The sequence below is a fragment of the Streptomyces sp. NPDC004721 genome (assembly GCF_053601495.1).
Map to the genome: position 1 here is coordinate 1 of NZ_JBSGBZ010000060.1, position 26807 is coordinate 26807.

Consider the following 26807-nt stretch of genomic DNA (forward strand, 5'->3'; position numbering starts at 1 on the left):
GGCGCACGACGCTGATGCACCTCGAAGGAGCCGACGCGCTGCCGACGCCGGAGCAGCCGTCTGGCACACCGATGCGCACTCAGGAGATGTTCACGCTCGTGGCTCGTCGTCGCGATCTTCGTTGCGGGACTGTCGAGGACGGGCGAGATCCTGAGCGATGAGCAGTAGGGCCCTCCTCAGCTACGTGTCGGTGGTCCGGCAGGCCGAGGCGCGGGCAGCGTCGGCGCCTCGGGGTAGGTCGCGCAAACAGCCTCGGGACGCTGCGTCCGCACGGAGGACACCTGGTCGGCCGTGAGGCGCTGTGCGTAGATGTCCAGGGCGGCGAGGGTCGTGCCGGACGCGCCGTAGAGCACCCGCGAGCGGGGCAGCGTCAGCTCACTGGTGACGGTGCCGACGCGCTCACCGCCGAGATACAGCGTGACGGTCGAACCGTCGCTGGTGAGAGCGAAGTCGGCCCATTGTCCTGACCCGAGGCCACGACCAAAGCTCTGGGTCACACCGTTCCAGCGCACGGTGACGTCGGTCGGGCTCAGAGTGACCCGGTTCGTGGAGTCGACCTGGCCGAGCAGAGTCACCGTTCCGCTCACCTTGGCGGTGCCGGTGACCGACCAGGGTCCGGTCAGGTTGGAGGCCCCGAGCCAGTAGCCGCCGGAGTCGATGACCTTCACCTGGCCCTTGTCCGGGTCGGTGGCTGAGCGCGTCGAGACGGACAGCGGGGTCATCCCGCTGAGGTCGCATCGGTCGATGATTCCGCGTCGGTTGTTCGACGTGTGCGCGTCATAGGTGCCACGGGGGAACTCCGGATCCATGACGTATTGGTGGATCGGTCGGGCGTTCGTGGTGGCGTTGGGCTGCCGGACGCCCGTGTATCCCGGTGCGGTGCCGATGGTCTGCATGGTGGCCTCGTATGCCGCGTACTCCGTCTGGGTGCGCGGGCGGGTGTTCCACTGCCGGTCCGCGACCCGTCCTCTCGGCATGATCGACTGCGACTCGAGCCACTGGCCCTCAGCCCAGCCCAAGTCGTCACCCCAGACGTGCATGCCCCACCCGAGGATCTTCGGGTCGGTGGGTGTGGTCCACGTCTGGGCGATGCGCTGCTGGTTGGGGCGGCCTGAACGAGCCGGCACCAGGTAGAGGAAGTTGCCGTCAGCAACGATCTTGTCGTAGGGCTTCAGGTGGTCGGCAGTTCCGCTGCCGGTCCAGTCCATGACGATGACGTTGGTGTCGAGCGGGATGTTGCGCGCCGACGCCTCGGAGCCGTTGTAGATCACCGAGGTGCGGCCCTTGGCTCGAACGTGGTCGTTCACCTCATTGATGAACTCCATCTCGACATCGGCCGTCGTGGCGTACTTGCCGTTCGAGTTGGCCACGTAGTCCCGCAGAGCGGGGCAGCGGTTCATGTTCGGGGGCATCTCGTCACCACCGAGGTGGACCCATGGCGAGGAGAACCAGGGGAGGAACTCGTCGAGCATCTCCTGGGAGACCTTGAGGGCCTTCGGGTTCATGAGGTTGAACGTGAAGTCGTCGGTCAGGTGGCTGTAGCTGTAGCCCTGGCAGGTGTTCTGCGGAGTCGCGCCCGTGTCGCGCTCACCGAACCCCGGTTCGACCTCATGCGGGCCGTCTGCCATGCCGACGTGGAAGTAGGCCGACTTGGGTGAGACATGGGCCGGCAGCTCGAAACCTGGAACGAGGGTCACGTTGTTCTCCCGGGCGATCCGGTCGAGACTCTCGATGTCAGCCCGGTCGTAGCTGAAGCCCGGCTCGGCCAGCCCGGGGTACTTGGGGCTGTTGAGTCGGAAGCCCTCGGCGTCATCGACGTGAAGCACCAGGTAGTTCTGCTTGAGGTACCCCATCTGTCGGATGACGTCGGCCACGGCGCGAGGCTCCCAGTACTCACGGGACACGTCGATCGTGTTCATGCGCACGGTGGTGTTGGCGCGGTCAGTGAGGACACCGGTGGGCAGGGTGCGTTGGTCGGCGCTCCCGACCAGCAACTGGATCAGGCTGCGCGACCCGTAATAGATGCCACTGGCCGTGGGCGCGGTGAGCCGCACCGTTCGACCGATCTCCAGCCGGTACCCCTCGGGGCCGACCTCGGGTGCGAGAGCCGCATCGAGGGCCACCTGGATGCCGTTGTCGTTCGCACTGTTCGCTTGAGTGAGGGGCAAGCGCACACCCGTGCGGGCCTCGATGTCTCGAGCGGCATACCGTGCGACCTCGCGCAGCGGCCGGGTCGACACAATGGGGTCGGATTCTGTCGTCATGCCCGAGACAACGGTCCAGCGGCCGGCAGTGGTCGGATCGATCACGACCCTCGTCGTGTTCGCCAAGGTGAGCTTCCCCCCTGCGGGCTCCCAGTTCTGCGGAACCGGCAGCAGGGTCGTGCGTGGGTCGGCGACGTCGCTTTGGCCCTCCCCAGGCGTGGTCCGAACAGTAGGTTTCGCGCCTGCCTCACTCGCCATTGCGGGCGACACCAGCACCGAGCATGCCGTCAGGGCTGCGAGGCAGCCAGCGAGTCCCGATACTCGTAACTTCGCCGACCCTTGGTGACGAGGGACGGCACGGCGACCAGATTTTGACATAATGCCTCCATCAACTGGTCTAGACCGGTCTAGAGTTGATGGGAGTGTGGCCCGTGCGAGCGCCACGGTCAAGAGGGGAGCAGCGTGCAGGGCTGACAAGCGGGGGTCAACGTGCAGGACTGACAAGAGGGGCCGGCGTGCAGGACTGACACACCGCCCAAGCCCCTTGGGGGTCACTACTTTGAGACTTCAAGAGGGCGGTTTGTGAGGATTTCTGTGATTTCACTGTCGCCTGACGGTGTGGGCGAGGGTGGAAGTTTTCGGTCCCCAACCCTCTCCCGAGGAACCGTCGTTGACGGCGGCCAAGGCATGCACGGGCTCCCCCTGAAGACTGCTTTCGGGTGGTCGGTTCGGGGTTGTGCCGCGTCGAAGGGCACCGGTGCTCACTGGTCAGGGTCGGGCCAAGTCGCCACAAGGGCTCGCCGATCTGGAAAGCGGGGACCGGAGACCATCTCCTGGGTCGTCTCGCCGTTGAGCCAGCACACTTGCTCGGGGGCCGCCGTCGCCGGTGTCGAACAGGCAGCACACTCCGCCGCTGGCGGCGGTGAGGCCGGTGAACACCTCTCTGACGCGGGCCGACCGCGCGAACATGCGGCTCATCGCCGACGTCGCTGCCCAGAACTCCATTGCCGTGTAACGAGGGTGCAGCAAACACTCGAACCGGATCGTCAGGTAGACGTACCCGATCTGGACTCGCCCGTCCTCCTCGGTCTCATGGCCGTGCGTCTCTCCGTATTCGGGCACCGCGTCATCGACGCCGAACATGATGGACGTGTCGAGCTCGAGCGTGCTGCTTGTGGAGCAGTCGACCGGCTCGCTGTTGAAGTGCGACGTGAACGGGAGGGCGAGCCGGTCACCGCCGGGCAGTGTGAGCTCAAGCGGCGGCACATCACGGGTCGGTGGCGCCAGCTCGGCCAGATTGGCCAGCGCCCTGGCGACGTTCCGGGGACGCAGGTAGATGTCGTAGCCGTAGGTCAGCCCCATTCTCCCCCCTCTGCTGGGTCGAACCGCACCTTCTCATGACCCGCCCCTGGAGAGCCCGCCCTGCCGGTCGAAGTTGCCGGTATCGATGTCGGTGAGGATGCCAAGCTTGACCAGGCGCTTCAGCTTGGCTCGGGTGCTTTCGACCTACTTGGGCAGCAGTTCGTGGTCGGGGGCTTCGCAGACGTCGCGGGCCCGGAGTGGGCCGGTGGCCTGGTTGAAGGCGGCGAGGAGGCCGGGCGATGTTCGTAGTCGCGGACCAGGCGCCGGTGCAGTATCAAGATCCCGTAGGTCTGCTCGACTCTCCACCGTTTCGGCTGCGGAACGAGCTTCAGCTTCCGGGCGAGAGTCAACAGGCTTCGCGTCATCAGCTGCCTCCTGGGCTCCGATCAAGTCGGGCCATGCGATGCTCCTTGGTGTGGACACCCGGGCTGCCTGGCGCGGTAAGGGGGTCAGGTGCGGGGGGTGAGGACGAGGTAGCCGTCGATGCGGTGCAGGCGATCCGATTTGGGGTCCGGCGGCAGGGCGTGGCCGAGGTTGTCGGAGCGGACCTCGCTGATCCATTGGTCGTGCTGGTACTCGTGGTTGATGAGCGCGGTCAGCAGGTGGGCGGCGACGATCGTCATCTGGCTGGGGGCGCTGACCTTTCCTGCCGCGATGGCTCCGATGCGGGCGTGGACGCTTTCGGCGACCGTTTCGCGGAACGCGGCCAGGCGGCGCACGGTGGGCAGCGCACCGCGGAACTGCTCGGGCAGGACGGAGTCCATCAGCGCGTCCAGCGCAGGGTCCGGGCTGGGTTCGGCTGCGGTCAGATTGCGGATCATGAAGTGGGCGACGTGGGCCTGGTGACCGAGGTGCCAGCCGATGGCGCTGGAGTTCTCGTGCGGTCGCCAGACCACCTCGTCCGGAGTGAGGTCCTTCCACAACTCGTCGGTGAAGGCGGGCCCGGTCGTATTCGCGCAGCAGTGTTGTGACGTCGTACATGACTCCGCCTGTCGGTGTCGGAGGGTGAGTGGGACCCGTGCGCCAGCCCGGCGATACGGCCTTGGAGCGCCGGGGCGGGGCGGCCGCCGCCTTCCTGCCGGATGACCTGCGAAGATGCGGAGAAGGGGTCGGCTACGCAGGGCGGCCGGACGCCTGGGGGCGCGGTTGCTGTGGCCGGGCGTGGGCGAGCCGGAAGCAGCGTTGCCAGACGATGTCCCACCCGAGGGGCACCAGCCCGGAGCATCCGCGTCATGGGGGCAGGGCGGGGGCGCCGTTCGTCGCAGATTAGATACCGCTCACCGACTGCGACGCCCCGCTCATCGACTGCGACGCTCCTTACCAATTGCCTCTGAACCAGCGTGATCGTGAAGCTCGAATGCCAACCACCCGTGCAACAGGGAGAAGAACATGGACGATTCACGTGACATGTCTGCCGTGACCCGAGCGCGGCTGGGCCGCCGCACCTTCCTTGGCGGAGTCGGCGTCGCCGCTCTTGGCGCTACCGGCCTGGGGGGCATCAGCCTGTTCACCGGCGCGACCCTGAGTCCGGCGGCGGCCGCGACCGCGGTGCCGGAAGCGGACAAGGACCCGCTCAACCTGCTCCAGCGGATGCTGTCCTACGACACACAGAACCACGGCGAAGGCGCGAACACCCGCCCGCACGCGGAGATGCTCAAAGCGGTGTGGGAGAACGCCGGGGTGCCCGCACAGATCATCGACACTCCGCAGCCGAACAACGTGCACCTGATCGCGCGGATCCCCGGCACCAGCTCCGCTTCGCCGCTGCTGATGCTCGGCCACTCCGACGTGGTGCCGGTCGAGCGGGAGAACTGGTCCGTCGATCCGTTCTCCGGCACGGTGCGGGGCGGGGAGGTGTACGGCCGCGGCGCCCTCGACATGAAGGGTGCGAACTCGGCGACGATCAGCGCTCTGCTGCGGCACATCTCCGAGGGGTCCCGGTTCGAGCGCGACATCATCGTTCTCACCGACTGCGACGAGGAAGCCGGCTCGTTCGGGTCGAAGTGGCTGGCAGCCAACCACTGGGACAAGGTGGACGCCGGCATGGTCCTCACCGAAGGCGGCTGGTTCCTGGCGCAGAAGGACAAGACCACCCCGATGCTGATCACCGCCACCCGACAGGACAAGGTCTACTTCAACCTGGACCTGACCGCCGACGGAACCGCCACGCACTCCTCCAAGCCCAACCCCGACGCCGCGATCGTGACGTTGTCCCGGGCGGTCGCCGAACTCGGCAGTTGGCTCGCGCCGGTTCACCTCACCGCAGTGACGCGCGAGTACTTCACGGCGCTGGCGAAGGCAACCGACGACGCGGAGTTCGCCCGCGCCATCAAGCTCATGCTCTCCGCACACAGCCAAAACGCACGGGAACGGGCCGCGCGCGTCGTTGTGTCGAAGTCCTCCTACCCGTGGCTGCACCAGGCCCTGCTCCGCACCACGCACGCGTTCGTCATCGAGGACTCCGGCTACAAGGAGAACGTGATCCCGTCCTCGGCGCATGTCCGGATCAACTGCCGCGGCATCCCCGGCGGGCAGAAGCCCCGCGAGTTCCTCGCCCAGGTCCGCGAGATGACGGCCCCCCGCGGCATCCAGGTGACACTCGCCGCCCCGGCGGGCAAGACCGAGCAGCAGTACCTCGACGAGCTCGACAAGAGCTGGGCGACGCCGCCGGCCGACATCGACACTCCGCTGTTCCGCGCTCTGGCCGGCGCCGCCGACGAGACCTACCCCGGCGCGGTCTTCGCGCCGGCCCTGTTCGAAGCAGGCACCAGCCTGGCGCCGTGGCGCGAGCGCGGCATCCCCGGATACGGGGTCTACCCGTACGTGCTCGACAACGACCAGCTCATCACGATGCACGGAAACAACGAACGGATCTACGTCGAGGCGCTGCGGCAGGGAACCGCGTTCATGTACCGGATGTTCTCCCGCTTCCTCAGCTGACGGGTCGATCGCCGACGGGCATGCGCCTGCGGTTGCGCGGATCCCGGCAGCACAGGGCTGGGTCCCGCGCAGGGCCCGCAGCACGGGAACGAGGCTTGCCTCCTTGTTCGCAAGACGAAGACGAGCGGCTCCGTGTTGGGCCGGCAGGGCCTGTCTGACCTCTTCGGGAGCTGGACCTGTGTCCATCTCGCACCATGTGTTCGGGCTAATTGAATCCTCTCCCCGCTGAAGACAGGGAGATTCCTGGCTCACGCTGCTCGGTCGCTCAGCGAACGATCGAGTCTTCTGCGATCAGCACCAGCCGGGTTGAAACCAGCCCGGGGTCTTGAAGCAAGTTCAAGGAGGTTGCACGTGCTTGGTTCTCGCAACGCGCAAAGGACAGCCTACGCGGTCGTGCGGGCGGCGATCCGCCCCGGGGGCGAATCGCCGTTCCTTGCCCTGCTCCGCAGGGGTCCGATTCCTCCCCGGCCTGAAGGCCGAGGCCTCCTCGGAGGTTCCCGGTGACGGACTCGTTGACGAAGGTCGAGGGCCTTCATCTCCCTACACGCCCGCCGGAGGCCGGATCGGCGCCAGCTTTTTCCTCAACCGTCCCCACCGCCCCGCACGTCACACTGTTTCCGCAGGTCACAGCACTGCGGAGCGAATCAAAGAAGTATGCGGGAAACGAGGGCCCGCGAGGCGCGGGCACTATAGCGCATGCCGGCCTGTGGTGTCCCAGGGACACCGGATCGGCGTGCAGCCGCAGTCTCGGCCACGGAGGCTGACCCTGACGGACCGTCACGACGTGGGCGGGTACGCGTTCCGCATCAGCTGACCATGACACCCGGATGGAGTCGCCGCGCGGGGCGGCCTCGGGCCGCCCGGTTGGCGCCCGGTTTCCGCCTCGCCGGCGTCGGCACCAAGGAACCACATCTGCGTAACCGTCAGAACCTATAGTCTTTATGTCAGTTATGCATACTTCCACTTCGGGCAGACCGGCTGCCGTAGGCGCCGTCATGTCACTCCTCCTTCTGCTCGTCACGGTCCTGACCGGACCCCCAGCCACCGCCGGCAGCCAAGCGCCGCCCGCGGCGGACCCCGCCGCGATCCGTGAATGGAACACGATCGCCACCGACACCATCGGCACCAACCTCGGCGCCGCCCGCCCTTCGGGCCAGGTGGTCATCTGGCACGGGTTCGTCTCGGCTGCCGTCTACAACGCCGTGGTGGGCATCCGGGGCGACTACGCCCCCTACAAGTGGCAGGTGCGCGGCCCCTCCACCGCGTCACCCGAGGCTGCCGCCGTGGCCGCGGCCCACCGCGTGCTGGTCACCTACTTCCCCGCCTCCCACGCCCCGCTCGATGCCGCCTACGCCCAATCTCTCGCCAAAATCCCCGAGGGCAGCCCCAAGACGCAGGGCGTGGCCTTCGGGGAGCGAGCCGCCGAGCACCTCATCGACCTGCGCGAAGGCGACGGCCGGGACGCACCGGTGCAGTTCACCGCCCCGCCCGCGCCCGGCGTCTGGCGGCCCACCCCACCCGGCCACCAGCCCTTCATCGACCCCTGGCTCGGCACACTGCGCCCGATGCTGCTCACCTCCCCGGCCCAGTTCCGTCCCGGGGCCCCGCCCGCGCTGTCCTCGGCCCGCTACGCCCGGGACGTGAACGAGGTAAGGACCATGGGGACGAAGACCGGGTCGCCCCGCACCGCGTTCCAGACCGAGACCGCCCTGTTCTTCGGCGGCAACCTGGCGGTGCAGATCCAGGCGGCGGTCGGAGACTACACGGCTCGGCACCACCTGGGCATCACTGAGACGGCACGGCTGTTCGCCGCGGCGAACACCTCGGCCACCGACGCCGTCGTCGCCTCCTGGAACGCCAAGCTCCACTACGGACGCTGGCGGCCGATCACGGCCATCCAACTGGCCGACACCGACGGCAATCCCGCGACCGCGGCCGACCCGCTGTGGCAGCCACTGCTCCCCACTCCACCGCACCCCGACTACATCAGCGGCCATGCCGCGGTCGCCGGCGCCGTGACCCAGACCCTGAGCGGACTCCTCGGCACCACACGCCTCGACCTCACCCTCTTCTCCGAGGCCACCGGCACCACACGTCACTACCAATACGCCGACCGGCTCAACGAGGACATGATCAACGCCCGCGTCTGGGCCGGAATCCACTCCCGCTCCGCGGACGTGGCCGGGTGCCAGACCGGCAGCCGCATCGGCGTCTGGGCGGTCACCCACTACTTCCGGCCGCTGCGTCCATCGCACGCCCAGACCTCACCGACCACACGGCCCACGTGCCCACAGACCGGCACGCGCTGATGCCCTGACACCCTCACGGCCAGGACCGTCGGCGAGTACGCGCCGAGGCGTGCACCCGCCGACGGTCCCGCTCCACCTGGAACACCCGCCACGCCGTGAAGCCCGCCGCGATGAACCACCCCGCGCCATTGGCCGAAAAGTGACAGGAAATGCGGCATCGAATCCGGAGCGTGGGGAATTCACTGTGGCTTGTCGGGCTCGGGGCCGCCGACGGTGGTCGGCTCGCCGGTCGCGTTCCGGGAGACCGTCTGCCTCGGTGACATAGCGGTGGGCCGTCGTGGTTCCGACGCCGAACCCGGCCGCGAGCTTCTCTTGGTCGAAAACCCATCTACCAGGGGCTTCACCACGTTGTCAGCCCAACTGCCGTACTCCTGTCGCGCCGGCAGAAGGCCATGAACAAGGACCACGTCCGGATCCGTTGCCGCGGTGAACGCGCCGTCGCCACCCTCGAGACCTGGAAAATCCTGACCAAGCTGCGCCGCAGCCCCTCCCGGACGACCGCAATGCTGCAGGCCATCCTCGTTCTCCACCACGTCGAAAACCCGACCTACCAAGGATGAGAAACGCTCAGCCATGCCGACCGACCCCCGTGATGAGTTTTCGCGCCCGCACCCGTCACACCTACGACGGGACACGACGAGGCGGAAGGATGACGTGATGAGTGCGGACACGCGGCTGGAGGAGCTGGGCGGAAGCGAGCTGGGCGAGGTCGACGAGCCGGCATTCTCGGGGCTGGCGGAGCGGCACCGGCGGGAGCTGCACGTGCACTGCTACCGGATGCTCGGGTCGTTCGAGGACGCCGAGGACACCGTGCAGGAAACCTTCCTCCGTGCCTGGCGGCGGCGGGAGACCTTCGAGGGGCGGTCGACGTTCCGGGCCTGGCTGTACGGGATCGCCACCAACGCCTGCCTGGACCTGCTCGCCAAGTGCCGCCCGGAGCCTGCGACCGGCGGCGAGGTGCTGTGGCTGCAGCCCTACCCGGACCGGCTCCTCGACGAGCTGCCCGCGGGCGACGCGGATGAGCCGGAGACCGTCGCCGTCGCGCGGGAGACCATCGAGCTGGCGTACCTGGTCGCAGTCCAGCACCTCGCGCCGCGACCGCGGGCCGTGCTGATCCTGCGGGACGTGCTCGGCTGGCCGGCGAAGCACGTCGCGGAGCTCCTCGGGGACTCCGTCAACTCCGTGAACAGCGCGCTGCAGCGGGCCCGCGCCGGCATGCGGGAGCACCTGCCCGCCGAGCGGCAGGACTGGACCGGCGGCGAACAGGACGTCGGAACGCGCGAGCTGGTACGCCGCTACACCGACGCCAGCGTGGCCACGGACGTCCCGACGCTCGCCTCGATGCTGCGGGACGACGTCCGGTGCTCGATGCCGCCCACGCCGGGCCTGTACGTCGGCCGCGACACGGTCGTGAACAGCTGGGTCGAGGACGGCTTCGAGGGTATGAAGCACCTGCGCGCCGTCCGCACCTCCGTGAACCGGCAGCCCGCCGTCGCCTTCTACCTCTGGCGGAAGCGGGAGGACGCGTACCTGCCGCTGACGATCGACGTCCTTCGCGTCACCGGCGGAGCCATCACCGAGATCGTCACGTTCCACGACGACCAGTTCCCGCGGCTCGGGCTGCCGGAGCGCCTGCCGCCGGACGGCACGGAGTAGTCCCGGTGCGGACGCTCACGCTGCGCGGTGGCGCGCGTGTCGCGATGATCGCGGCGGAAGGGTGCGACGCGTTCGGCGTCGTCACCCGCGGGCGGGTGCAGCTGGAGCTACGCGACGGCGAGCCCGGGCCCGTCCTCGGACGCGACGCCGGGTTCCGGCTCCGCGGCACCGGCGTCCGCGCCCTGCGGAACCCTGGCCGACGCACGGCGAGGGTGCGCATCGTCACCCCCAGGGCCAGGACCGTCACATGCCAGTCAACACATCCCGTACGACCGTTACCGATTGATGGAGTAACGACATGAACAGCATGAATGACAACGGGATCGTCGCAGGCCCGGCATCGGGCCAGACGAGCCGCACCCACCGACTCCGCGGGCTCGCCGGCACCGGTTTCATTGCCACGCTCGCAGCGATGGTGGCCACCACCCTCGCCGCTGCGCTTGCGCAGGCCGTCGGCGTCGACTTCGAGGTCCCCGATGGTGGCGAGCCGATCCCGTTGTCCGGGTTCGCCGTAGTGACCGGCTTCTTCTCGGTCGTGGGCATCGTCATTGCCGTCGCTCTTCTTCGTTGGAGCGCTCGCCCCGCCGAGCGATTCGTGTGGACGGCAGTGTCGCTGACCGCGATCTCGTTGGCCCCGCCCCTCTTCTCCGGGGCAAACACCGCCACCACCACCGCCCTCCTCGGGCTACACCTCGTCCCTGCGACGGTGATGATCCTCACCCTGGCGCGGAGCCTCCGCACCCGGACCGATTGACGATCGCGCGACGGAACAATGCGCGGCGCAAGGGCATGCGCGAGCACACTAACGTGGCCCCCGGTGCTGCCCGGCACTGGAGCGATCACCACGATCGCTGGAACGCGATCAACAAGGACTTCAACCAACCGCTGCTCGAAGCCGCCGGGATCGGCCCCGTGGACCGGGTGCTTGACATCGGCTGCGGCGCGGGCCAGGCCACCCGGTTCGCCGCCAAGGCTGCCTTCCGCGGCGCGGTTCTCGGCCTCGACATCTCCGGGCCGATGCCCACCAGGGCACGCGCCCAGGCCGCCGAGGAGGGCCTGGACCGGATCACCTTCGAGCAGGGCAACGCCCAGATCCATCCTCTGCCCGCATCCGCGTTCGACGTCGCCATCAGCCGGTTCGGGGCCTCAGCGACTTCGGACGCGACGCCCACGACGCAGCCGATCACCTGCTCGGATCAGGCCCCGGCCAGCACCTGGTCACGCTGCTCGACTCCGCGAGCAGCGTCGACAGCGCGGACCGACCGAGCAGCACCGACAGCGTACGAGCCGCGTTCACCCGCGCTCTTGCCGCCCACGAGCAGCCCGCAGGCGTCCACCTCCGCGCCTCCGCCTGACTCGTGACAGCGACGCGACGCTGAGCCCCGCCACCCGGCCCGCCACTGCTCAACGGAATAGCCCCTGATCTGTGGTGATACAGGGTTGAGGCGGGCGGCAAGCCGCCACTTCCCGGGTCCGGCTCGGACAAGAGGAACCTCGCAGCGTTGCGGTGCGTCAAGCCTTGACATGGAAAGACAGACCAATCCGCCCTGGATGGCAGGCTGCTTGACGCTGATTGCAGGGGCGCTTGCGGGCTACGGCGCCTACCGGCTATCTCGCGCGGCGCGCCGGACCTGCGCCGTCATCCTGCGGGAGCACCCGAGCATGTTCGATCTGTGGACCTGGGAAGCACCGCTGACGGTCCTCGCGGCGGGATTCACGGGCTTGGGTGCGTGGGCGCTGCCTGCAGCCATGCTGCGGCATCAGAAGCGCCGGTACCTGAACTTGTTGATACCACCTGCGGTCTTCCTGGCAGCACTGATCGCGCTGACTTTGATGCACTTCGCCTGGCTGGGAACCCCACTCGGGGTGGGGAACGACACCAATGGCAACTGCCCGCCGGACAATGTCCCACCGTGGTGGCCTGGGTGGCTGCCTGCGTGAGGCGGGGGGACGCACAGCCGACCGCGAAGCAGACCTCGATCACATTGAGGTCGCCACGCCGCAGCACCGCCGCCGCACGCTCGATCCGACGCGTCATCAGATACGCAAACGGCGACTCACCATAAGCGGTCCTGAACTGCAACCGAAGACTGCACGTCATCGGCCGCTACCTGCCCCAAGGGCGCCACCGAGATCACCGAGCATCACTCCTACCGCATCGCCATCGCAGAGGAGATCAACAACCAGCCCCGCCGATGCCTCGGCCACCTCATCCACCGCACAAGATGCCTTCCAATGCGCCCTCACCGACGTTGTTGCTGCAACGAGTTGACACCACCCGCCCCGTTGACGCCGGGTTGTGGCGGTGTTCCAATACCTGGGCGCCCCCCACGTGTACATGTCACTAGAGTGGAGACGGGCATTTACGGTGTGAGCTTTACGGTGTGCTTTGCCATGCCTGTTTACCGGGGCTGGTAGAGCGCTGCGGATGTCGGTCTCCGCTCGGACAGGAGCGGACCCATGATGGCGTTTTCACCGAACGGTCTACGCGGCATACGGAAGTCTCCCCCAACCTCAGCCAGAACCAACGTCACTCGCCGCGTCGCGTTGGCGCACCCGTCGCGTCTTCGTCGGGGGGTGCCCAAGTGAAGCGGCAATTCATGCGGATTGCCGGAGCGGCGGCACTTCTGCTCGGGCTGTCTCTCGGCGCGCCGGCCGCACAGGCCGCCGCGCCGCCGGCGCCGAAGGGCGTTGACCCCTCGCTGTACTCCGGCCTGAAGTGGCGCAACGTCGGCCCGCAGCTTGGCGGGCGCTCGATCGCTGTCGGCGGCAGCTCCGCCCGTCCGAACGAGTACTACTTCGGGGCGACCGGCGGCGGCCTGTGGAAGACCACCGACGGCGGCACGGGGTGGGCACCGGTGACGGACGGGCAGATCTCGAGCTCGTCGGTCGGTGCGGTCGCGGTGTGTCCGGCCGACCCTGATGTGGTCTACATCGGAATGGGCGAGGTGGACCTGCGCGGGAACATCATCCCGGGCGACGGCGTGTACAAGTCCACCGACGGCGGCAAGAACTGGAAGCATCTGGGACTCGCCGACACCCAGATGATCGGCCGGATCCAGGTCGACCCGGACCACTGTGATCGCGTGTTCGTCGCCGCGCAGGGGCACGTGTGGGGCAAGAACACCGAGCGTGGCGTGTTCCGCTCCACCGACGGCGGCGAGAACTGGAAGCGCGTGCTGTACGTGGACGACCAGACCGGTGCGCCGGACCTGGCAATGGACCCGTCCGACTCGAACGTGCTGTACGCCGGGATGTGGCAAGTCCAAGGCAAGTTCTGGAAGATGACGAATGGCGGCCCCGGCAGCGGGCTCTACAAGTCGACCGACGGCGGCAGCACCTGGACCGAGCTGACCTCCCGCCTCGGGCTGCCCTCGGACGCGCCGATCGGCAAAATCGGGGTCAGCGTCTCCGGCGCCGACCCGAACCGGGTGTACGCGCTGGTGGAAGCGAAGGAAGGCGGGCTGTTCCGTTCTGACGACGCGGGCCGCACCTGGAAGCTGGTCAACAAGAACAACGCCATCAGGCAACGCGCCTTCTACTACACCCGAGTGATCGCCGACCCGGTCGACCGGGACCGGGTCTACGCGCCCAACGTGTCGTTCATGCGCTCGAACGACGGCGGCGCCACCTTCTCGGCCATGGGGGGCCTGCCGCACGGCGACCACCACGCCCTGTGGATCGACCCGAAGAACAACAACAGGATGGTCGAGGGCAACGACGGCGGCGGCACCGTAACCACGAACGGCGGCTCGTCGTGGACCGCGGAGAACTACTCGACCGCCCAGATCTACAGCTTGGTCACCACTGACAACGACCCGTACCTGATCTGCGGCCAGCAGCAGGACCGCGGCACCACCTGCGTGTCCAGCACCGGCGGCACCGACATGGTCGACATCACCGGCGGCAGCGAGAGCGGACCGATCGCCGTCGACCCGAGCAACTCCAACGTGTTCTACGTCGGCAGCTGCTGCGGGCCGTGGACCGGTTCGATGAGCCGCTTCGACCGCAGCGGTGAGAGCGCCGTCGGCAGCCGACGGATCGACCCCTGGCCGGACAACCCGATGGGCTCGGCGGCCGGCGCGCTGAAGTACCGCTTCCAATGGTCGTACCCGCTGGTGACCAACCCGGCCGAGCCGAACGCCGTCTTCGCCGGTTCGCAACACGTGATGAAGTCGACGAACGGCGGGCAGTCCTGGCAGGAGATCAGCCCGGATCTCAGCTACGCCGATCCGTCCACCATGGGTGACTCCGGTGGGCCGATCACCCTGGACCAGACCGGCATCGAGTACTACGCCACCGTGTTCTCGATCGCCCCGTCGACCTTGAACAAGAACCTCATCTGGGCGGGCACCGACGACGGTCGGGTCTGGCTCACCCAAAAGGGCGGCGGTAAGTGGAGTGAGGTCACCCCACCTGACCTGGAGAAGTTCACCCGAGTCAGCATGATCGACGCCGGACACTCCACCAAGGCCAACGGCCAGGACATGGCCGCGCAGAAGACCGCGTACCTCGTTGGACAGCGCTACAAGCACCAGGACTTCACCCCGATCGCCTACCGCACCCACGACAGCGGCAAGCACTGGACGAAGATCACCACCGGCCTCGCACCGGACGACTACCTGTGGAGCATCCGTCAGGACCCGGTCCGAAGCGGACTGCTCTACGCCTCCAGCGCGCACGGCGTGTACGTGTCGTTCGACGACGGCGACCACTGGCAGTCGCTGGGGCTGAACCTGCCCGACGTCACCGCCTACGACCTCAAGGTCAAGGGCAATGACCTGGTGATCTCCACCCAGGGCCGCGGTTTCTACGTCCTTGACGACGGGGCGGAGCTGCTGCGCAGGCTCAACCCCAACACCACGCCGGAGGACATCGCGGACTTCCACCAGACCGTCCCGCCGGTGACGCCGATCGCGAAGGTGTCACCACCGGCCGCGGTGGTCCCGCCGACCACGCACGCCGACGACGCCGAAAACGACCTGGCCGTCGTGCACGACCCGAACAACGTCGTACGTTCGGTGAGCAACAACGTCTCAGTGAACTACACCCTCAAAAAGGACGTCACCTCGGCGAAGGTGGAGTTCGTCGCCGCGGACGGCACCGTCGCCGCCAGCAACGACGTGCCCACCACGGCGGGGAGCAGGACGGCCACGTGGAACATGCGCTACCCGGACGCGGCCGGCTTCCCCGGGCTGATCTACTGGAGCGGTACCAACCAGGGTCCGAAGGCACCGCTCGGCAGCTACACCGTGCGCCTCGTGGTGGACGGGAAGTCGTTGCAGCAGTCCTTCGACATCCTCAAGGACTCCCGGCTCACCCATGTCACAGAGGCAGACATCGCATCGCAGTTCAAGCTGGACCTCGCCGTACGGAACGCCACCGACGACGCCAACCAGGACGTGGTCAACATCCGCGCATGCACCACACAGGTGGATGATCGGGTCGCCGCCGCGAACGATCCGGACGTCACCCAGGCCGGCACGCAGCTCAACAAGACACTCAACGCCGTACAGAACGAGCTGTACCAGACCAAACTGCAGGCCAACCAGGACCCACTCAACTTCGGCATCAAGCTCAACAACAGGATCGCCTCACTGCACGCCGTGCTCGAAAGCGTCGACGGTCGGCCCACCGACCAGACCGAGCAGGTCTTCGAGGCCCTGAACACGGAGCTGCAGGCCCAGCTGAAGAAGCTCCGCACCGCAGTCGACACCGACGTGCCGAACTTCAACCAACTGCTCGCCTCGCACAAGTTGGCGCAGATCAACTGCTCAGCCGTCTGAGGCACACCTGAGCAACATCTGATGCGCACCTGAGGCACACCGCACATCGCGCCGCCGGGCCGGCACACTGACCGCGACACGGTCACTGCCGGCCCGGCATTCGCGTGTATGCGAGCTCATGCACGCATGGCTGCCTGCTGGTCGTCGGCGTCCGCCGGTGCCCGGGGACCTGGCACGGTGGTCACAGCGAGATGCAGAAAGTTTCGGCCCGGACCGTCAAGTCCGAGCCTTTCCCATCGACCGCGCGGCTTCCCCACGCGGACGACACCGCACAGGTGAGCGCGCCTCGATCCCCGGCCGCGTCCGCGCCGCCCATCCCTTCTCCCTCAACTCCAGCCAGGCACTGGGCGAAAGCGGCACCAACACGGATGTCAGAGGCCCGACCACGCCGAAACCACGTGGTGATCTGCATAGATGCGGAACCGGTTCTTCGGGCCGCGCGACAGGAGACGCAACAGATAGCGCAACCGTAGGCGCAACCCACGCGCAACGTGGCGCTCCTGGTCGCCCGAGGGCACCCGGCGGTTCGTCATGCGGCCCGAACGACTCCCCAGGTGCGGGCCAGCTGCCGCAACTGGGTGCGCGCCGCCGACGCCGAGCGGCGACCGCCGGGGCTGGGCAGGACGACCCGTGCTGTACGTCGACAATCAGGCCTCGTCCGGCCACGTCGTCACCGTCTGAGCCCGGAGTTCACCGACCCCAGGCCCTGCGCGAAGTCGTCGAAGCCAAGCAGGAACACCGCCCGCTGCCATAGGCTCCGCATCCGGCAGCCCGGCCGGGCCAACTGGTGAACCTCATGGCCGAGCTGCAGCAGTCCGTGACCAAGGCCCTCGCCGCGCGCGGCGACGACAGCGCAGACCCCCCGACCGGTCGACAGCCGCAACGAAGACCACGGCCCGGAAGGCCGCGAAGAAGTCGCCTGCCCGGAAGGCTTCCCTCAGGGAGCCCTGGCACAGCGTGTAGGGCTCTCGGACCCCGCCACCGCCGGCGTCACCCCGCCCGGTACGTCGCGGACGTGCGGACGTGTCGCGCGTCTCGGTGACACGCACAACAGACGGCCCCGGCAACTGGCTGGCCCACTGCTCCTAGGCCCAGACGACGAAGACCGCGCGCCGTCCGGTGGCCCGTCCTGTCGCCAGATGCGGCGGCCTCCGCTAGGCCGCGCCCTGCCGCGTCCCCGTGCTCTTGCGCCAGAGCACAGTGCGGCGCCAGGCCGGAAAGACAACGGCTTCTGAGGTGCCCCGCCTCGCCCACGCGCTGCGCCGGAGACTCAGCTTGATCATCGGGCGAGCCGAACGGTGGATCCGGGGCTAAGATCACGCAATCACCATTGCGGTCACCGCACGTCGAGCGCATGGCGAGGGCTTCATCGCCTCCCCGAACCCCGTACCGAGGGTTCGGCCTCCGGGAGGCTCCGATTAGGGAAGAGGCAGGGGGACTCACCATGGAAGAGACGCGTCGCCAAGGCGGCCGGTACGAGCCGGGCACGATACTCGGCCGTGGTGGCATGGCCGAGGTCCATCTCGCCTATGACACCCGCCTGGGCCGCTCCGTCGCCGTGAAGACGCTGCGGGCGGACCTCGCCCGCGATCCGTCGTTCCAGGCCCGGTTCCGCAGGGAGGCCCAGTCAGCCGGCTCGCTCAATCATCCCGCGATCTGCGCGGTCCACGACACCGGCGAGGACTTCGTCGACGGCGTCGTGATCCCGTACATCGTCATGGAATACGTGGACGGCTCAACCCTGCGCGATCTGCTGCACAGCGGTCGCCAGTTGCTGCCCGAGCGCGCCATGGAGATGACCGTCGGCATCCTCCAGGCTCTGGAGTACTCGCACCGCAGCGGCATCGTCCACCGGGACATCAAGCCCGCCAACGTGATGCTCACCCGCACCGGCCAGGTGAAGGTGATGGACTTCGGCATCGCGCGCGCGATGGGGGGCTCCGGCATGACGATGACGCAGACGGCCGCGGTGATCGGCACCGCGCAGTACCTCTCGCCGGAACAGGCGAAGGGCGAGACTGTTGACGCCCGCTCCGACCTGTACTCCACCGGCTGCCTGCTCTACGAACTGTTCACCGCTCGGCCTCCCTTCATCGGCGACTCCCCGGTTGCCGTCGCCTACCAGCACGTACGCGAGGCTCCGCAACCGCCGAGCGTCTTCCGCCCTGAGATCCCCCTCGAGGTGGACGCGATCGTCCTGAAGGCGCTGGCCAAGGACCCTGCCTACCGCTACCAGTCCGCCGACGAAATGCGCGCGGACATCGAGGCGTACCTCGACGGCCGGCCGGTTGCCGCAACGGCCGCGCTCGGCGCCGTCGGATACGGGTACGGCGGCTACACGGACAGCGCACCGACCACCGCCCTGCCGACGCTGCAGCAGCCCCCGCAACAGTCCGGCTACAGCGACGACGGCGGCCGCCCGGGCAGCGCCGACTTCGACGCCGGCTACGCCGATCCAGCCCCCGCCGGAGGCCGGCGTCTGTCGCTGGGCACGCTCATCGGCATCGGCGTGGCCTGCCTCGCTCTGATCGGCATTGTCGTGACCACCGCGCTCAGCGTCGGCGGCGACAACGGCAACGACCAGCAACCCGCCGCCGATGCCTCGGGCAGCGGCCAGTCCAGGACGGACACCGCGCAGGCCCAGGCGAAGTCGCTCGACGCGCTGCTGGAGTCGAGCAACAGCAGCCGCACGGCGGTGATCGACGCGGTCGCCTCCATCAAGCAGTGCAGCAACCTCGCTGGTTCGGCGACCGCCCTGCGCACCGCCGCGAGCCAGCGCGACGACCTGGTCACCAAGCTCTCCCAGCTCACCTTCGACAAACTACCCAACCACGGCGACCTGGTGGCCCAGCTCACCACGGCCTGGAAGGCGTCCGCCGCCGCCGACAACCACTACGCCGCCTGGGCCGACCAGGTGGCCGGCACCAACGGCTGCCATAACGGCCACGCGGCGAACACCCCCGACCAGGGCAACGCGGCCAGCGAGCAGGCAACCCTCGCCAAGAAGAAGGCTGCCGCCCTGTGGAACCCCATAGCGCAGCAGTACGGTCTCCCAGAGCGCCAGTTCACCGAGCTCTGAGCCGCCGGCCGCCGCAGTGAGTCAGGGCGGCAGGTCGTCGGGCAGGGCTCGCCCCACACGACAGCCCGGGGCGCCAAGGCTCGCCTGTTCAACAACCGATCGGTTCCCGGACGCAAGGCCCAGAGCCGGAAGCTCCTCAGGGATGCGCGTCCAACAAGGGTGTGCAGAAACCGGAAGAGGAAAGTCCACCGCCGCACAGCAGAGTTGGCGGCAGGCGCCTCAAAAATCGGACTACAACCGAAGCGCATCGGAACCTACCCAGTGAGGTTGGCCAGGTAAGGGTTCCGGTGTTCCACGGAGTGAGTTCAACCCCGAAGCCGGAATGGCCCCCGTTGCGGAGGTGGACGAGCTCGCCGGCGACGAGGACAGTGCCGCCGGTGCGGAACGTCCCCGTGTACGCGCCGAGGTAGGAGCGCAGGTGGGTGATGCGGCGGGCGAAGCGGTCCGGTTCGTCGACGGCCCCTGCCAGGATCGTGGTGACCTGAACGCCGTCCAGGGCGGGGGTGACCAGGCCCTGGGAGTGATCTGTTATCCGGGTCAGCAGGGTGACGCCGCCGATCTCCTTCGCAGTCATCCTCACGAAGGCGGGATCGTCGTACTCGCGCGGCGGCTCGCAGTTGATATGCGCGTCGGCGGTGGGAGTAATGCCCTGGAGCTTCGTGCTCGACCGTCGTCAGCTCTCCCGGCACCCCTGCCCACGGTCGATCGTGTCCTGCTTGACCCAGTTCCGCAGCCCCTCGGCGCTGCTGCTGCGGTTGCTCTTGCTTCCCACCCGGCACTACTTTCTCTGGAACCTCACGTCCCAGTCTCCAGGTGTCCACGATCAAGGGGGAGGTTCGCTGTGTCGGTCGAGGTGTAACACATCCGGCCGAAATTGCTCTTACCAAGTGGACGACTGCGTCGGTCGGCCAGGACAGGAGACACGACTCGTGCAGTGGACGGACGAGAGCGGCGGAGCATACGGCGAGGATCCGTACGGTGGCGTCGGGTACGCGTACGACTACGGCTACGGCTACGGCTACGGCTACGGCTACGAGTACAGCGGCAGCTACGAGCACTGCGACAGCGCCACCACCGACACGGCCACGAGGTCCTGTGACCCGGGACTCGCGCAATGGACGTACCCGACGGGTAACGCCTATGCGGGAGGGACAGCCTCCTACGCCACCGGGACGCATCTCTACGCGACCGGACCGGGGCCCGCCACGGTGCGGGACGCTCCCCATGGAGACGTCCTCACCGTGCCGCCTCCAGAACTCGACACGCCAGGCCCTCCCGTACCAGGACTGGGCACGCCGAAGTGCGAGTCGGTGCGGCCCGTCTTCGTCGATTCCTCGGGGCGACGCCAGCGCCGCGTGCTGCGCGCCGCCCGCCTGTTGGTGATCCCCGCCGGCGGTTACATCGCCCTGCTGATCAGCACCGTGGTTGGTGGCCCGAGCCTCAGCGCTCCGTTCGTCCCGCAGCCGAACTCCGCGCACCCGACCGCGCCTCGGGTGACCGCGCCCGACGCCTCCCCCGGGACCGGCCACTCCGCGGGGGGTGTGAGCCCTACCGCGGTGCAGAAGAAATCCCGCCCCACGGGGGCGCAAAAGACTTCCGGCTCCACCGACCGGTCGACAGCCTCCGCCACTCTTGCCGCCACACCCGCGCCTACCGCGGCGCCCACCGCCATCGCGTCTCCGACCTCGACCCCGACCGCCGCTCCCACCTCCAAGCACGCCTCCAGGCCCACCACCTCCAAGGGCCGCGGGATCGGCTCGTCCCACAACCCAGTGAAGTGATCCAGGGCCCCTGACGTGACCAACCGCAGACGCCACTACGCTCCTCGTCGCCGCAGCCGTACCCGCCAGGTCACACCCCGCACCCATTGGCTGCTGCTGAGCGTGCTCGTGGTGACTCTGTCGACGGCCCTTCTGCTCCAGGGCTACACCCACCACATGTTCGGTATCGCATCGGACAACGTGACCGACGTCCGGGGCCGGAATGCCACGGTGCCCCGCCAGGTGATCCACGGTGGCCCCGTGATCGCGAAGGCCGCCACCTCTCCGCACACCGCCCAGGTGAAGGCCCGCACTATCGCGTTGACCTTCGACGACGGCCCGGACCCCGTCTGGACACCACGGATCCTGGAGGTGTTGCGCCGCAACCACGTGCACGCGACCTTCTTCATCCTTGGAACCCAAGCCGTCGCCCACCCGGAACTGGTCCGCAGGATCGTCGCTGACGGCCACCAGATCGGCATCCACGCCTTCACCCATCCCGACCTGGCCCGCCTCGCTCCATGGCAACGTTCCCTGGAGCTGCGCGAGACGCAGTTGGCGGTGGCCGGCGCCGCGGGGGTCACCACCACGCTGCTCAGGCCGCCGTACTCCTCGGAGAACGACGCGCTGGACGACGCGGACTGGTCCGTCCTCAAGCAGGCCAACGCGACAGGCTATGTCACGGCGCTCACCACCCAAGACGCCGAGGACTGGCAGCGTCCCGGTGTGGAGCGCATCATCGCCCGTGCGACACCGCGGGGCCACGCCGGGCAGATCGTGCTGATGCACGATGCCGGCGGTGACCGGTCCCAGACCGTCGCCGCACTCGGGTCCCTAATACCACGGCTCAAGGCACAGAGCTTCAAATTTGCGACGGTCTCCGATGCGGTCGGCATGGCCGCACCCGTCCGGCCCGCCGGGCTCGGCGACCATCTGCAAGGGCTGGCCCTCATCAAGGTACTGCAGGGCGGCGACTGGGTCGTGTGGCTGCTGGGCCTGGTGATGTACGCGGCCGGAGTGATCAGCGTGCTGCGCGCGGTGGTCGTGCTGATCGCCGCCCGGCGGCACCGGCGCCTGCGGACCGGACAGGGCCGGTCCTGGGGGCCGCCGGTGACCGAGCCGGTCACTGTCATTGTCCCCGCGTACAACGAGAGCGCCGGGATCGAGGCAGCCGTGCTTTCACTGCTCGGCTCGGACCACCCGGTCGAGATCATCGTGGTGGACGACGGTTCGACCGACGGCACTGCCGACCTGGTGGAATCGCTCCGCCTGCCGGTGCGGGTGATCCGGCAGCAGAACGCGGGAAAGCCCGCCGCGCTCAACACCGGCCTCGCCGCCGCCACCTGGGACCTGGTGGTCATGGTCGACGGTGACACGGTCTTCGAACCCGACACCATCCGCACGATCGTGCAGCCCTTCGCCGACCCGCGCGTGGGTGCCGTCTCGGGCAACGCCAAGGTTGTCAACCGCGGTGGTCTGCTGGGCCGCTGGCAGCACATCGAGTACGTGGTCGGGTTCAACCTCGACCGCCGCCTGTTCGACCTCGCCCAATGCATGCCGACCGTCCCCGGCGCGGTCGGCGCGTTCCGCCGCCGGGCGCTGCTGGACCTCGGTGGCGTCAGCGACGTCACCCTCGCCGAGGACACCGACCTCACCATGGCGCTGTGCCGCGCCGGCTGGCGCGTGGTGTACGAGGAGGACGCGAAGGCCTGGACCGAGGCACCCGCATCACTCAACGCCCTGTGGCGCCAGCGGTACCGCTGGTGCTACGGCACCCTGCAGGCCATGTGGAAGCACCGCGGCGCACTCGTGCAGCGCGGCCCGGGCGGAAAACTGGGCCGTCGAGGCCTGCTCTATCTGCTGTTCTTCCAGGTGCTGCTGCCCCTGCTCGCGCCCGTCGTGGACATCTTCGCCCTGTACGGGCTGGTCTTTCTCGACCCGGTGCGCATCATCGGGCTGTGGCTCGCCTTCCTGCTGCTGCAACTCATGATGGGCCTGTACGCGTTCCGCCTGGACGGAGAACGCCCGGGCCCGCTGTGGAGCCTGCCGCTGCAGCAGTTCGTCTACCGTCAACTGATGTACCTGGTGGTGATCCAGTCCGTCTTCACCGCCGTGTCGGGCTCACGGCTGCGGTGGCAGCGCATGGAGCGGTACGGCAGCCTGCAGGCCCCAGCGGAAACTGAGGCACCCCGCAAAGACCTCACCCCGCAGGAGCCCGGCCTTCCGCAGCCGACACCGTACGAGGGCCATCCACAGCCGGCACCGTACGACGCCCTCCACCAGCAGGCTCCCTTCAACGGCCTTCCGCAACCCCCACCCCACAACGGCTTCCGGCAGCCCGCACCGCACGAGACACCGCAGCGGTACTGAACTGCGTCACCTCATGGGGCGTCAGCACGGTCACGGCATCCGACCGCTCGCCGCGCAGGGCGAAGTCCGCGGCCTGTGCCGCGCCGGCGACATGCACGGCCAGCAGGCCAAGGACACCGCCACCGCCGTCGAGCCGCGACCTACGGCCGGCCTCCAGGACCTGCCCGGTCGCGTACGGGTTGTTGCTCACCAGCAGGGCTTGCGGGTCGTCCAGGCGGGTGCCCTCGGCCTGCACAATCAGGCGGCCCCGGTGTAGCCCGTCAGCAGGTCGGGGAGCTCGGCAAGCGCGGTCGCGGCCTTGGCGTCCCGGTACTCGGGCCGCTGCACGATCTCGGCGTAGGCGCCGAACGAGGCGGTGTTCACGAATACGCACGCAGTACGACGGGGCGCGGGCCGCCGCGCCCTGAGTTGGCCAAGAGTGTGATGGATCCCTGCTCTTTGCGGCCAGGGGTCCACCACGCAGGTAGTCAGGCTGCGATCCGATTGGGCTCGTCGCTTTGACTGCTCCCTCGCCTGAAGGCGGGGGATTCCTGGCTCAGGCAGCCCCCTGGAGCAGCGCTCCGGACGGTCTTATGCCCTCAGCACCAGCCGGGGTCAGACCAGCCCGGACGAGCATCACGGATGCGGAGTTCTTGTCTCTCGGCGAGACGGCTCCGCATGCGGTGCACGTGTAGGTACGTTCCGAAAGGAGGAGTGCGTGCTTGGCTCTCGCACCGCACCGTGCGCAGTCCATCGTGGTGTGCGCGGGGTTGACCAGGTACACGGTCCGGCCGTGCTTGCGGCCCATCTCGGCCAGGGCCTTCTTCGTGGCGCCGATCGCCGCGTCAGCCGCCTTGCGGGCCATCGAGGACTTGGCGAGGAACTTCGGACGGAAGTCCTCCACCGCGATGGCATCGTGGTCGCGGACCAGTGCCTTGGCCCACTTGCGGCCGGTGTCCTGCCGCTGCCGGGCGATCTTCCGGTGCAGCTTCGCGGCCTGCCGCTGCGCCTTGCGGTAGCCCTTCGAGGCGGCCTGGCCCCTGTGCGGCTTCCGGCGGGACATCATCCGCTGGTAGCGGGCCAGCCTCCCCGCGGCCTTCCTCCCGTGCTGCGGATGCGGAAGATCGTGGGCATCGGACGTGGTGGTCGCGAGGTCCTTCACACCCCAGTCGATACCGATCACCGCGCCGGTGCGCGGCAGCGGCTGCACCTCGGCCGGAAGGACAAAGCTCGCGTACCAGTGGCCGAGGCTGTCGCGGTACACGCGCACCGACGACGGGCCGGCCGGAAGCTGCCGCGACCACACCACCGTCAGGCTGACGCCGCCCGCCAGGTGCAGCCGCCCGTCCTTGAGCCGGAAGCCGCGCCGCGTGTAGTTCAGGCTCGGCCGGGAGTCCTTGAGCTTCTTGTGGCCGGGCATCCCCGCGCGCTGGCGCATCGGCAGCCCCGCCTTGATGTCCTTCAACGCCTTCGCGCGGGACCTGCCGAAGTCCCGGATGATCTGCTGCTGCGGAACCGAGGAGCCCTCGCCAAGCCAGGCGTTGCCGGCGCGGGCCTCGGTCAGCATCTTGTCCAGCCGCGCCGGGCCGCACGTCTCGCCGTCGGCGAACGCCTTCTTGGACCGGGCGACGCACTCGTTCCAGATCCAGCGGCAGCGCCCCCACTCGCCGGTCAGCAACTTCTCGGCGGTGGCGGACACGCGCAGCCGGAAGACGTACCGGGCACACCCGGCGTCCTGCGTCTCCTGCTGCTGCGTCGTCACGCGCGCCAACCTATCGGCGTCGTACGGCAGTCGACGCCGGTTCACCTGTCGGCGAAACGGCTTTCCCTGTCCCGCTCCGCGGGCGATCGAATTGCTCCCCGGCCTGAAGGCTGGGGCATCCTTCGGAGGTTTTGGTGAACCTGGGCCGTCACTGCGAGCGCAGGTTCAGGACGATGTCGCGTGGTAGACCGTGGGTGTCGTGGAGGTAGTGGAAGTCCTCCTCGTGCAGCGGGCCTCGGAATCGGGGTCGGGCCAGTACCTGTCGGCCACGCTCCAGGAGTCGGCCAAAGCGGCGTTCCTCTTCGAGCAGCACCTCGCGCACGGCGTGCGAATCCATGTTCTGGCGGAAGTGGTGCAGGGTGTGCTCGACAAGCTCGTCCGGCAGGTCCCCGAGACTGCGCGACGGATCGTCCCGCCGGAGCACGGTGAGCATGCGTCGGACCAGGCGGCGCAGCACGTAGCCGCGGCCGGTGTTGGACGGGCGCACGCCGTCGCCGATCACCACGACGGCCGAGCGCAGGTGATCGCAGACCAACCGCAGCGACCGTTCGTCCAGCAGCCACAGCCCCGGCACGATGCGCCGCCAGGGCTCGAAGACATCGCATTCGAACACCGAGCTGTGACCTTGCAGCAGAGAGGCAAGTCGTTCCAGGCCGAGGCCGGTGTCGACGTTGTGCCGGCCCAGCGGCACGAGTGAGCCGTCGTCGAGCCGTCGGTGGCGCATCATCACGTGGTTCCACACCTCCACCCAGCGGTCGTCGTTGGTTGGGGTCGACCGCGGTGGGGTGTCCCCGGTCCACAGGAAGATCTCCGAATCGGGCCCGCAGGGACCGGTGGGCCCGTTGGACCACCAGTTGTCCTCGACGGTGAGCTCCACCGGCACCCCGTGCTCCTGCCACAACTCCAGGGAGGTGGCGTCCGGCCCGGACCGGTCGTCGCCTCCGAAGACCGTGGCATGGAGCAGTCCGGGATCGATGCCGAATCCCTCGGTGAGCAGTCCGTATCCCCAGTCCAGGCTCTGCGGGCCGTCGTAGTCGTCGAGCGACCAGGTGCCGAGCATCTCGAACACGGTCAGATGAGTGTCATCGCCCACCTCGTCGAGGTCCGTCGTGCGCAGACAGCGCTGTACATTCACCAGCCGCCTGCCCAGCGGGTGCGGACGTCCCTCCAGATACGGGGTGAGCGGGTGCATGCCGGAGGTGGTGAAGAGAACCGTGTCACCAGGTGACGGCAGTAGGCTCGAGCCGGTGATGTGTCGGTGACCGCGTTCCTCGAAGTACTCGACGAACGTGCGGACGATCTGATCGGTGTTCATGGGGTGGCTCCTTCGCGTGTGCAGCGGGGAGGCACCGGACAACGGTCCGCAAGATCATCAGCACCGGGGGCGGGAACGCCGTGGAACCATCGGCAGACCGTGTCCGGTCGCCGATGAAAGCAGGAAGTACGTCAGGCGGCGGCAACCGGCGAGCTGGTCGCTCGCGCGGTCGCGGTGATGCTTGGGCCTGTGACGTTCATGGCGCCGAGGGTAACGCGGCCAGTGTCCCCAGCGCACACGATTTACCGCCAGGGTGGTGGCACCAACCAACCGACGCGCTCGGTC

At 68.4% G+C, this 26807-nt stretch carries 16 protein-coding genes and 4 pseudogenes; 11 read left to right on the forward strand and 9 right to left on the reverse strand.

The genetic code is table 11. The annotated features are described in order from the left end of the window. Positions 1-176: 176 nt before the first annotated feature. From ACWEK3_RS35110 to ACWEK3_RS35125, 4 genes and pseudogenes are all read right to left on the reverse strand, one after another. Complete coding sequence (locus ACWEK3_RS35110) at positions 177-2462, reverse strand: family 20 glycosylhydrolase (protein WP_453251560.1); 2286 nt, start codon at positions 2460-2462, stop codon at positions 177-179. A gap of 510 nt (positions 2463-2972) precedes the next feature. Further along, the gene (locus tag ACWEK3_RS35115) at positions 2973-3566 is read right to left on the reverse strand and encodes a hypothetical protein (RefSeq protein ID WP_453251535.1); all 594 of its coding nucleotides are present in this window, start codon (positions 3564-3566) and stop codon (positions 2973-2975) included. A gap of 224 nt (positions 3567-3790) precedes the next feature. Beyond that, positions 3791-3889 (reverse strand): annotated as a pseudogene (locus ACWEK3_RS35120) (IS5/IS1182 family transposase); the annotation flags it as partial. 126 nt (positions 3890-4015) lie between these two features. Beyond that, positions 4016-4489: a DinB family protein gene (locus tag ACWEK3_RS35125; protein ID WP_453251536.1), complete on the reverse strand. Its 474-nt coding sequence runs from the start codon at positions 4487-4489 to the stop codon at positions 4016-4018. 466 nt (positions 4490-4955) lie between these two features. On the opposite strand from ACWEK3_RS35125, the gene ACWEK3_RS35130 reads away from it, so the two are divergent. The 6 genes and pseudogenes from ACWEK3_RS35130 to ACWEK3_RS35155 all read left to right on the forward strand — a co-directional run bounded on the left by ACWEK3_RS35130 (position 4956) and on the right by ACWEK3_RS35155 (position 11833). Next, complete coding sequence (locus tag ACWEK3_RS35130) at positions 4956-6506, forward strand: M20/M25/M40 family metallo-hydrolase (protein ID WP_453251537.1); 1551 nt, start codon at positions 4956-4958, stop codon at positions 6504-6506. Positions 6507-7501: 995 nt separating this feature from the next. Further along, positions 7502-8815, forward strand: a complete 1314-nt coding sequence (locus ACWEK3_RS35135) for a vanadium-dependent haloperoxidase (protein ID WP_453251538.1) — start codon at positions 7502-7504, stop codon at positions 8813-8815. Between the two features lie 371 nt (positions 8816-9186). Further along, positions 9187-9375, forward strand: a pseudogene (locus ACWEK3_RS35140) (IS5/IS1182 family transposase); the annotation flags it as partial. Between the two features lie 97 nt (positions 9376-9472). After that, positions 9473-10471: an RNA polymerase subunit sigma-70 gene (locus ACWEK3_RS35145; RefSeq protein WP_453251539.1), complete on the forward strand. Its 999-nt coding sequence runs from the start codon at positions 9473-9475 to the stop codon at positions 10469-10471. Between the two features lie 298 nt (positions 10472-10769). Beyond that, positions 10770-11225 (forward strand): DUF6069 family protein, encoded by a 456-nt coding sequence (locus tag ACWEK3_RS35150; RefSeq protein ID WP_453251540.1) that lies wholly within the window; start codon positions 10770-10772, stop codon positions 11223-11225. Then, complete coding sequence (locus ACWEK3_RS35155; protein WP_453251541.1) at positions 11222-11833, forward strand: class I SAM-dependent methyltransferase; 612 nt, start codon at positions 11222-11224, stop codon at positions 11831-11833. The genes ACWEK3_RS35150 and ACWEK3_RS35155 overlap by 4 nt, the downstream gene beginning before the upstream one ends. Before the next feature lie 352 nt (positions 11834-12185). Here the strand turns inward: ACWEK3_RS35155 and ACWEK3_RS35160 are convergent. Continuing rightward, positions 12186-12560: pseudogene (locus ACWEK3_RS35160) on the reverse strand (hypothetical protein); the annotation flags it as partial. 511 nt (positions 12561-13071) lie between these two features. On the opposite strand from ACWEK3_RS35160, the gene ACWEK3_RS35165 reads away from it, so the two are divergent. Together ACWEK3_RS35165 and pknB are read left to right on the forward strand one after the other, a co-directional pair. Further along, the gene (locus ACWEK3_RS35165) at positions 13072-16257 is read left to right on the forward strand and encodes a VPS10 domain-containing protein (RefSeq protein ID WP_453251542.1); all 3186 of its coding nucleotides are present in this window, start codon (positions 13072-13074) and stop codon (positions 16255-16257) included. Between the two features lie 1444 nt (positions 16258-17701). Beyond that, a pseudogene (gene pknB / locus ACWEK3_RS35170) lies at positions 17702-19021 on the forward strand (Stk1 family PASTA domain-containing Ser/Thr kinase); the annotation flags it as partial. Between the two features lie 451 nt (positions 19022-19472). Here pknB and ACWEK3_RS35175 read toward each other — a convergent pair. After that, on the reverse strand, positions 19473-19910 hold the full coding sequence (locus tag ACWEK3_RS35175; RefSeq protein ID WP_453251543.1) for a hypothetical protein: 438 nt from the start codon (positions 19908-19910) through the stop codon (positions 19473-19475). 355 nt (positions 19911-20265) lie between these two features. On the opposite strand from ACWEK3_RS35175, the gene ACWEK3_RS35180 reads away from it, so the two are divergent. Genes ACWEK3_RS35180 through ACWEK3_RS35190 form a run of 3 tightly spaced genes read left to right on the forward strand, consistent with a single transcriptional unit; the run spans position 20266 to position 23722 of the window. Continuing rightward, complete coding sequence (locus ACWEK3_RS35180; RefSeq protein WP_453251544.1) at positions 20266-21117, forward strand: hypothetical protein; 852 nt, start codon at positions 20266-20268, stop codon at positions 21115-21117. A gap of 15 nt (positions 21118-21132) precedes the next feature. Next, positions 21133-23466 carry a glycosyltransferase gene (locus ACWEK3_RS35185; RefSeq protein ID WP_453251545.1) on the forward strand — a complete coding sequence of 778 codons (2334 nt, stop codon included), beginning with the start codon at positions 21133-21135 and terminating at the stop codon, positions 23464-23466. Positions 23467-23479: 13 nt separating this feature from the next. Next, positions 23480-23722, forward strand: coding sequence for a hypothetical protein (locus ACWEK3_RS35190; protein WP_453251546.1), 243 nt, complete (start codon positions 23480-23482; stop codon positions 23720-23722). On the opposite strand, the gene ACWEK3_RS35195 is transcribed toward ACWEK3_RS35190, so the two are convergent. The 3 genes from ACWEK3_RS35195 to ACWEK3_RS35205 form a co-directional block, all read right to left on the reverse strand. Beyond that, a complete protein-coding gene (locus tag ACWEK3_RS35195) occupies positions 23704-23829 on the reverse strand; it encodes a hypothetical protein (RefSeq protein WP_450545771.1) in 126 nt (41 codons plus the stop codon). The two genes, ACWEK3_RS35190 and ACWEK3_RS35195, sit on opposite strands and share 19 nt — an antisense overlap. A 172-nt stretch (positions 23830-24001) precedes the next feature. Continuing rightward, positions 24002-25207, reverse strand: a complete 1206-nt coding sequence (locus tag ACWEK3_RS35200) for an RNA-guided endonuclease InsQ/TnpB family protein (RefSeq protein WP_453251547.1) — start codon at positions 25205-25207, stop codon at positions 24002-24004. A 148-nt stretch (positions 25208-25355) separates the two neighbouring features. Next, on the reverse strand, positions 25356-26522 hold the full coding sequence (locus ACWEK3_RS35205; protein WP_453251548.1) for an alanine--tRNA ligase-related protein: 1167 nt from the start codon (positions 26520-26522) through the stop codon (positions 25356-25358). Between the last annotated feature and the right edge of the window lie 285 nt (positions 26523-26807).

Bases quoted from the DNA above. Each gene is read 5' to 3' on its own strand.
- ACWEK3_RS35145 (WP_453251539.1), top strand. From the start codon at position 9,473: ATGAGTGCGGACACGCGGCTGGAGGAGCTGGGCGGAAGCGAGCTGGGC.
- ACWEK3_RS35205 (WP_453251548.1), bottom strand. From the start codon at position 26,522: ATGAACACCGATCAGATCGTCCGCACGTTCGTCGAGTACTTCGAGGAA.
- ACWEK3_RS35175 (WP_453251543.1), bottom strand. From the start codon at position 19,910: ATGACTGCGAAGGAGATCGGCGGCGTCACCCTGCTGACCCGGATAACA.
- ACWEK3_RS35115 (WP_453251535.1), bottom strand. From the start codon at position 3,566: ATGGGGCTGACCTACGGCTACGACATCTACCTGCGTCCCCGGAACGTC.
- ACWEK3_RS35190 (WP_453251546.1), top strand. From the start codon at position 23,480: ATGGGGCGTCAGCACGGTCACGGCATCCGACCGCTCGCCGCGCAGGGC.
- ACWEK3_RS35135 (WP_453251538.1), top strand. From the start codon at position 7,502: ATGTCACTCCTCCTTCTGCTCGTCACGGTCCTGACCGGACCCCCAGCC.
- ACWEK3_RS35110 (WP_453251560.1), bottom strand. From the start codon at position 2,462: ATGGCGAGTGAGGCAGGCGCGAAACCTACTGTTCGGACCACGCCTGGG.
- ACWEK3_RS35150 (WP_453251540.1), top strand. From the start codon at position 10,770: ATGAACAGCATGAATGACAACGGGATCGTCGCAGGCCCGGCATCGGGC.
- ACWEK3_RS35165 (WP_453251542.1), top strand. From the start codon at position 13,072: ATGCGGATTGCCGGAGCGGCGGCACTTCTGCTCGGGCTGTCTCTCGGC.
- ACWEK3_RS35130 (WP_453251537.1), top strand. From the start codon at position 4,956: ATGGACGATTCACGTGACATGTCTGCCGTGACCCGAGCGCGGCTGGGC.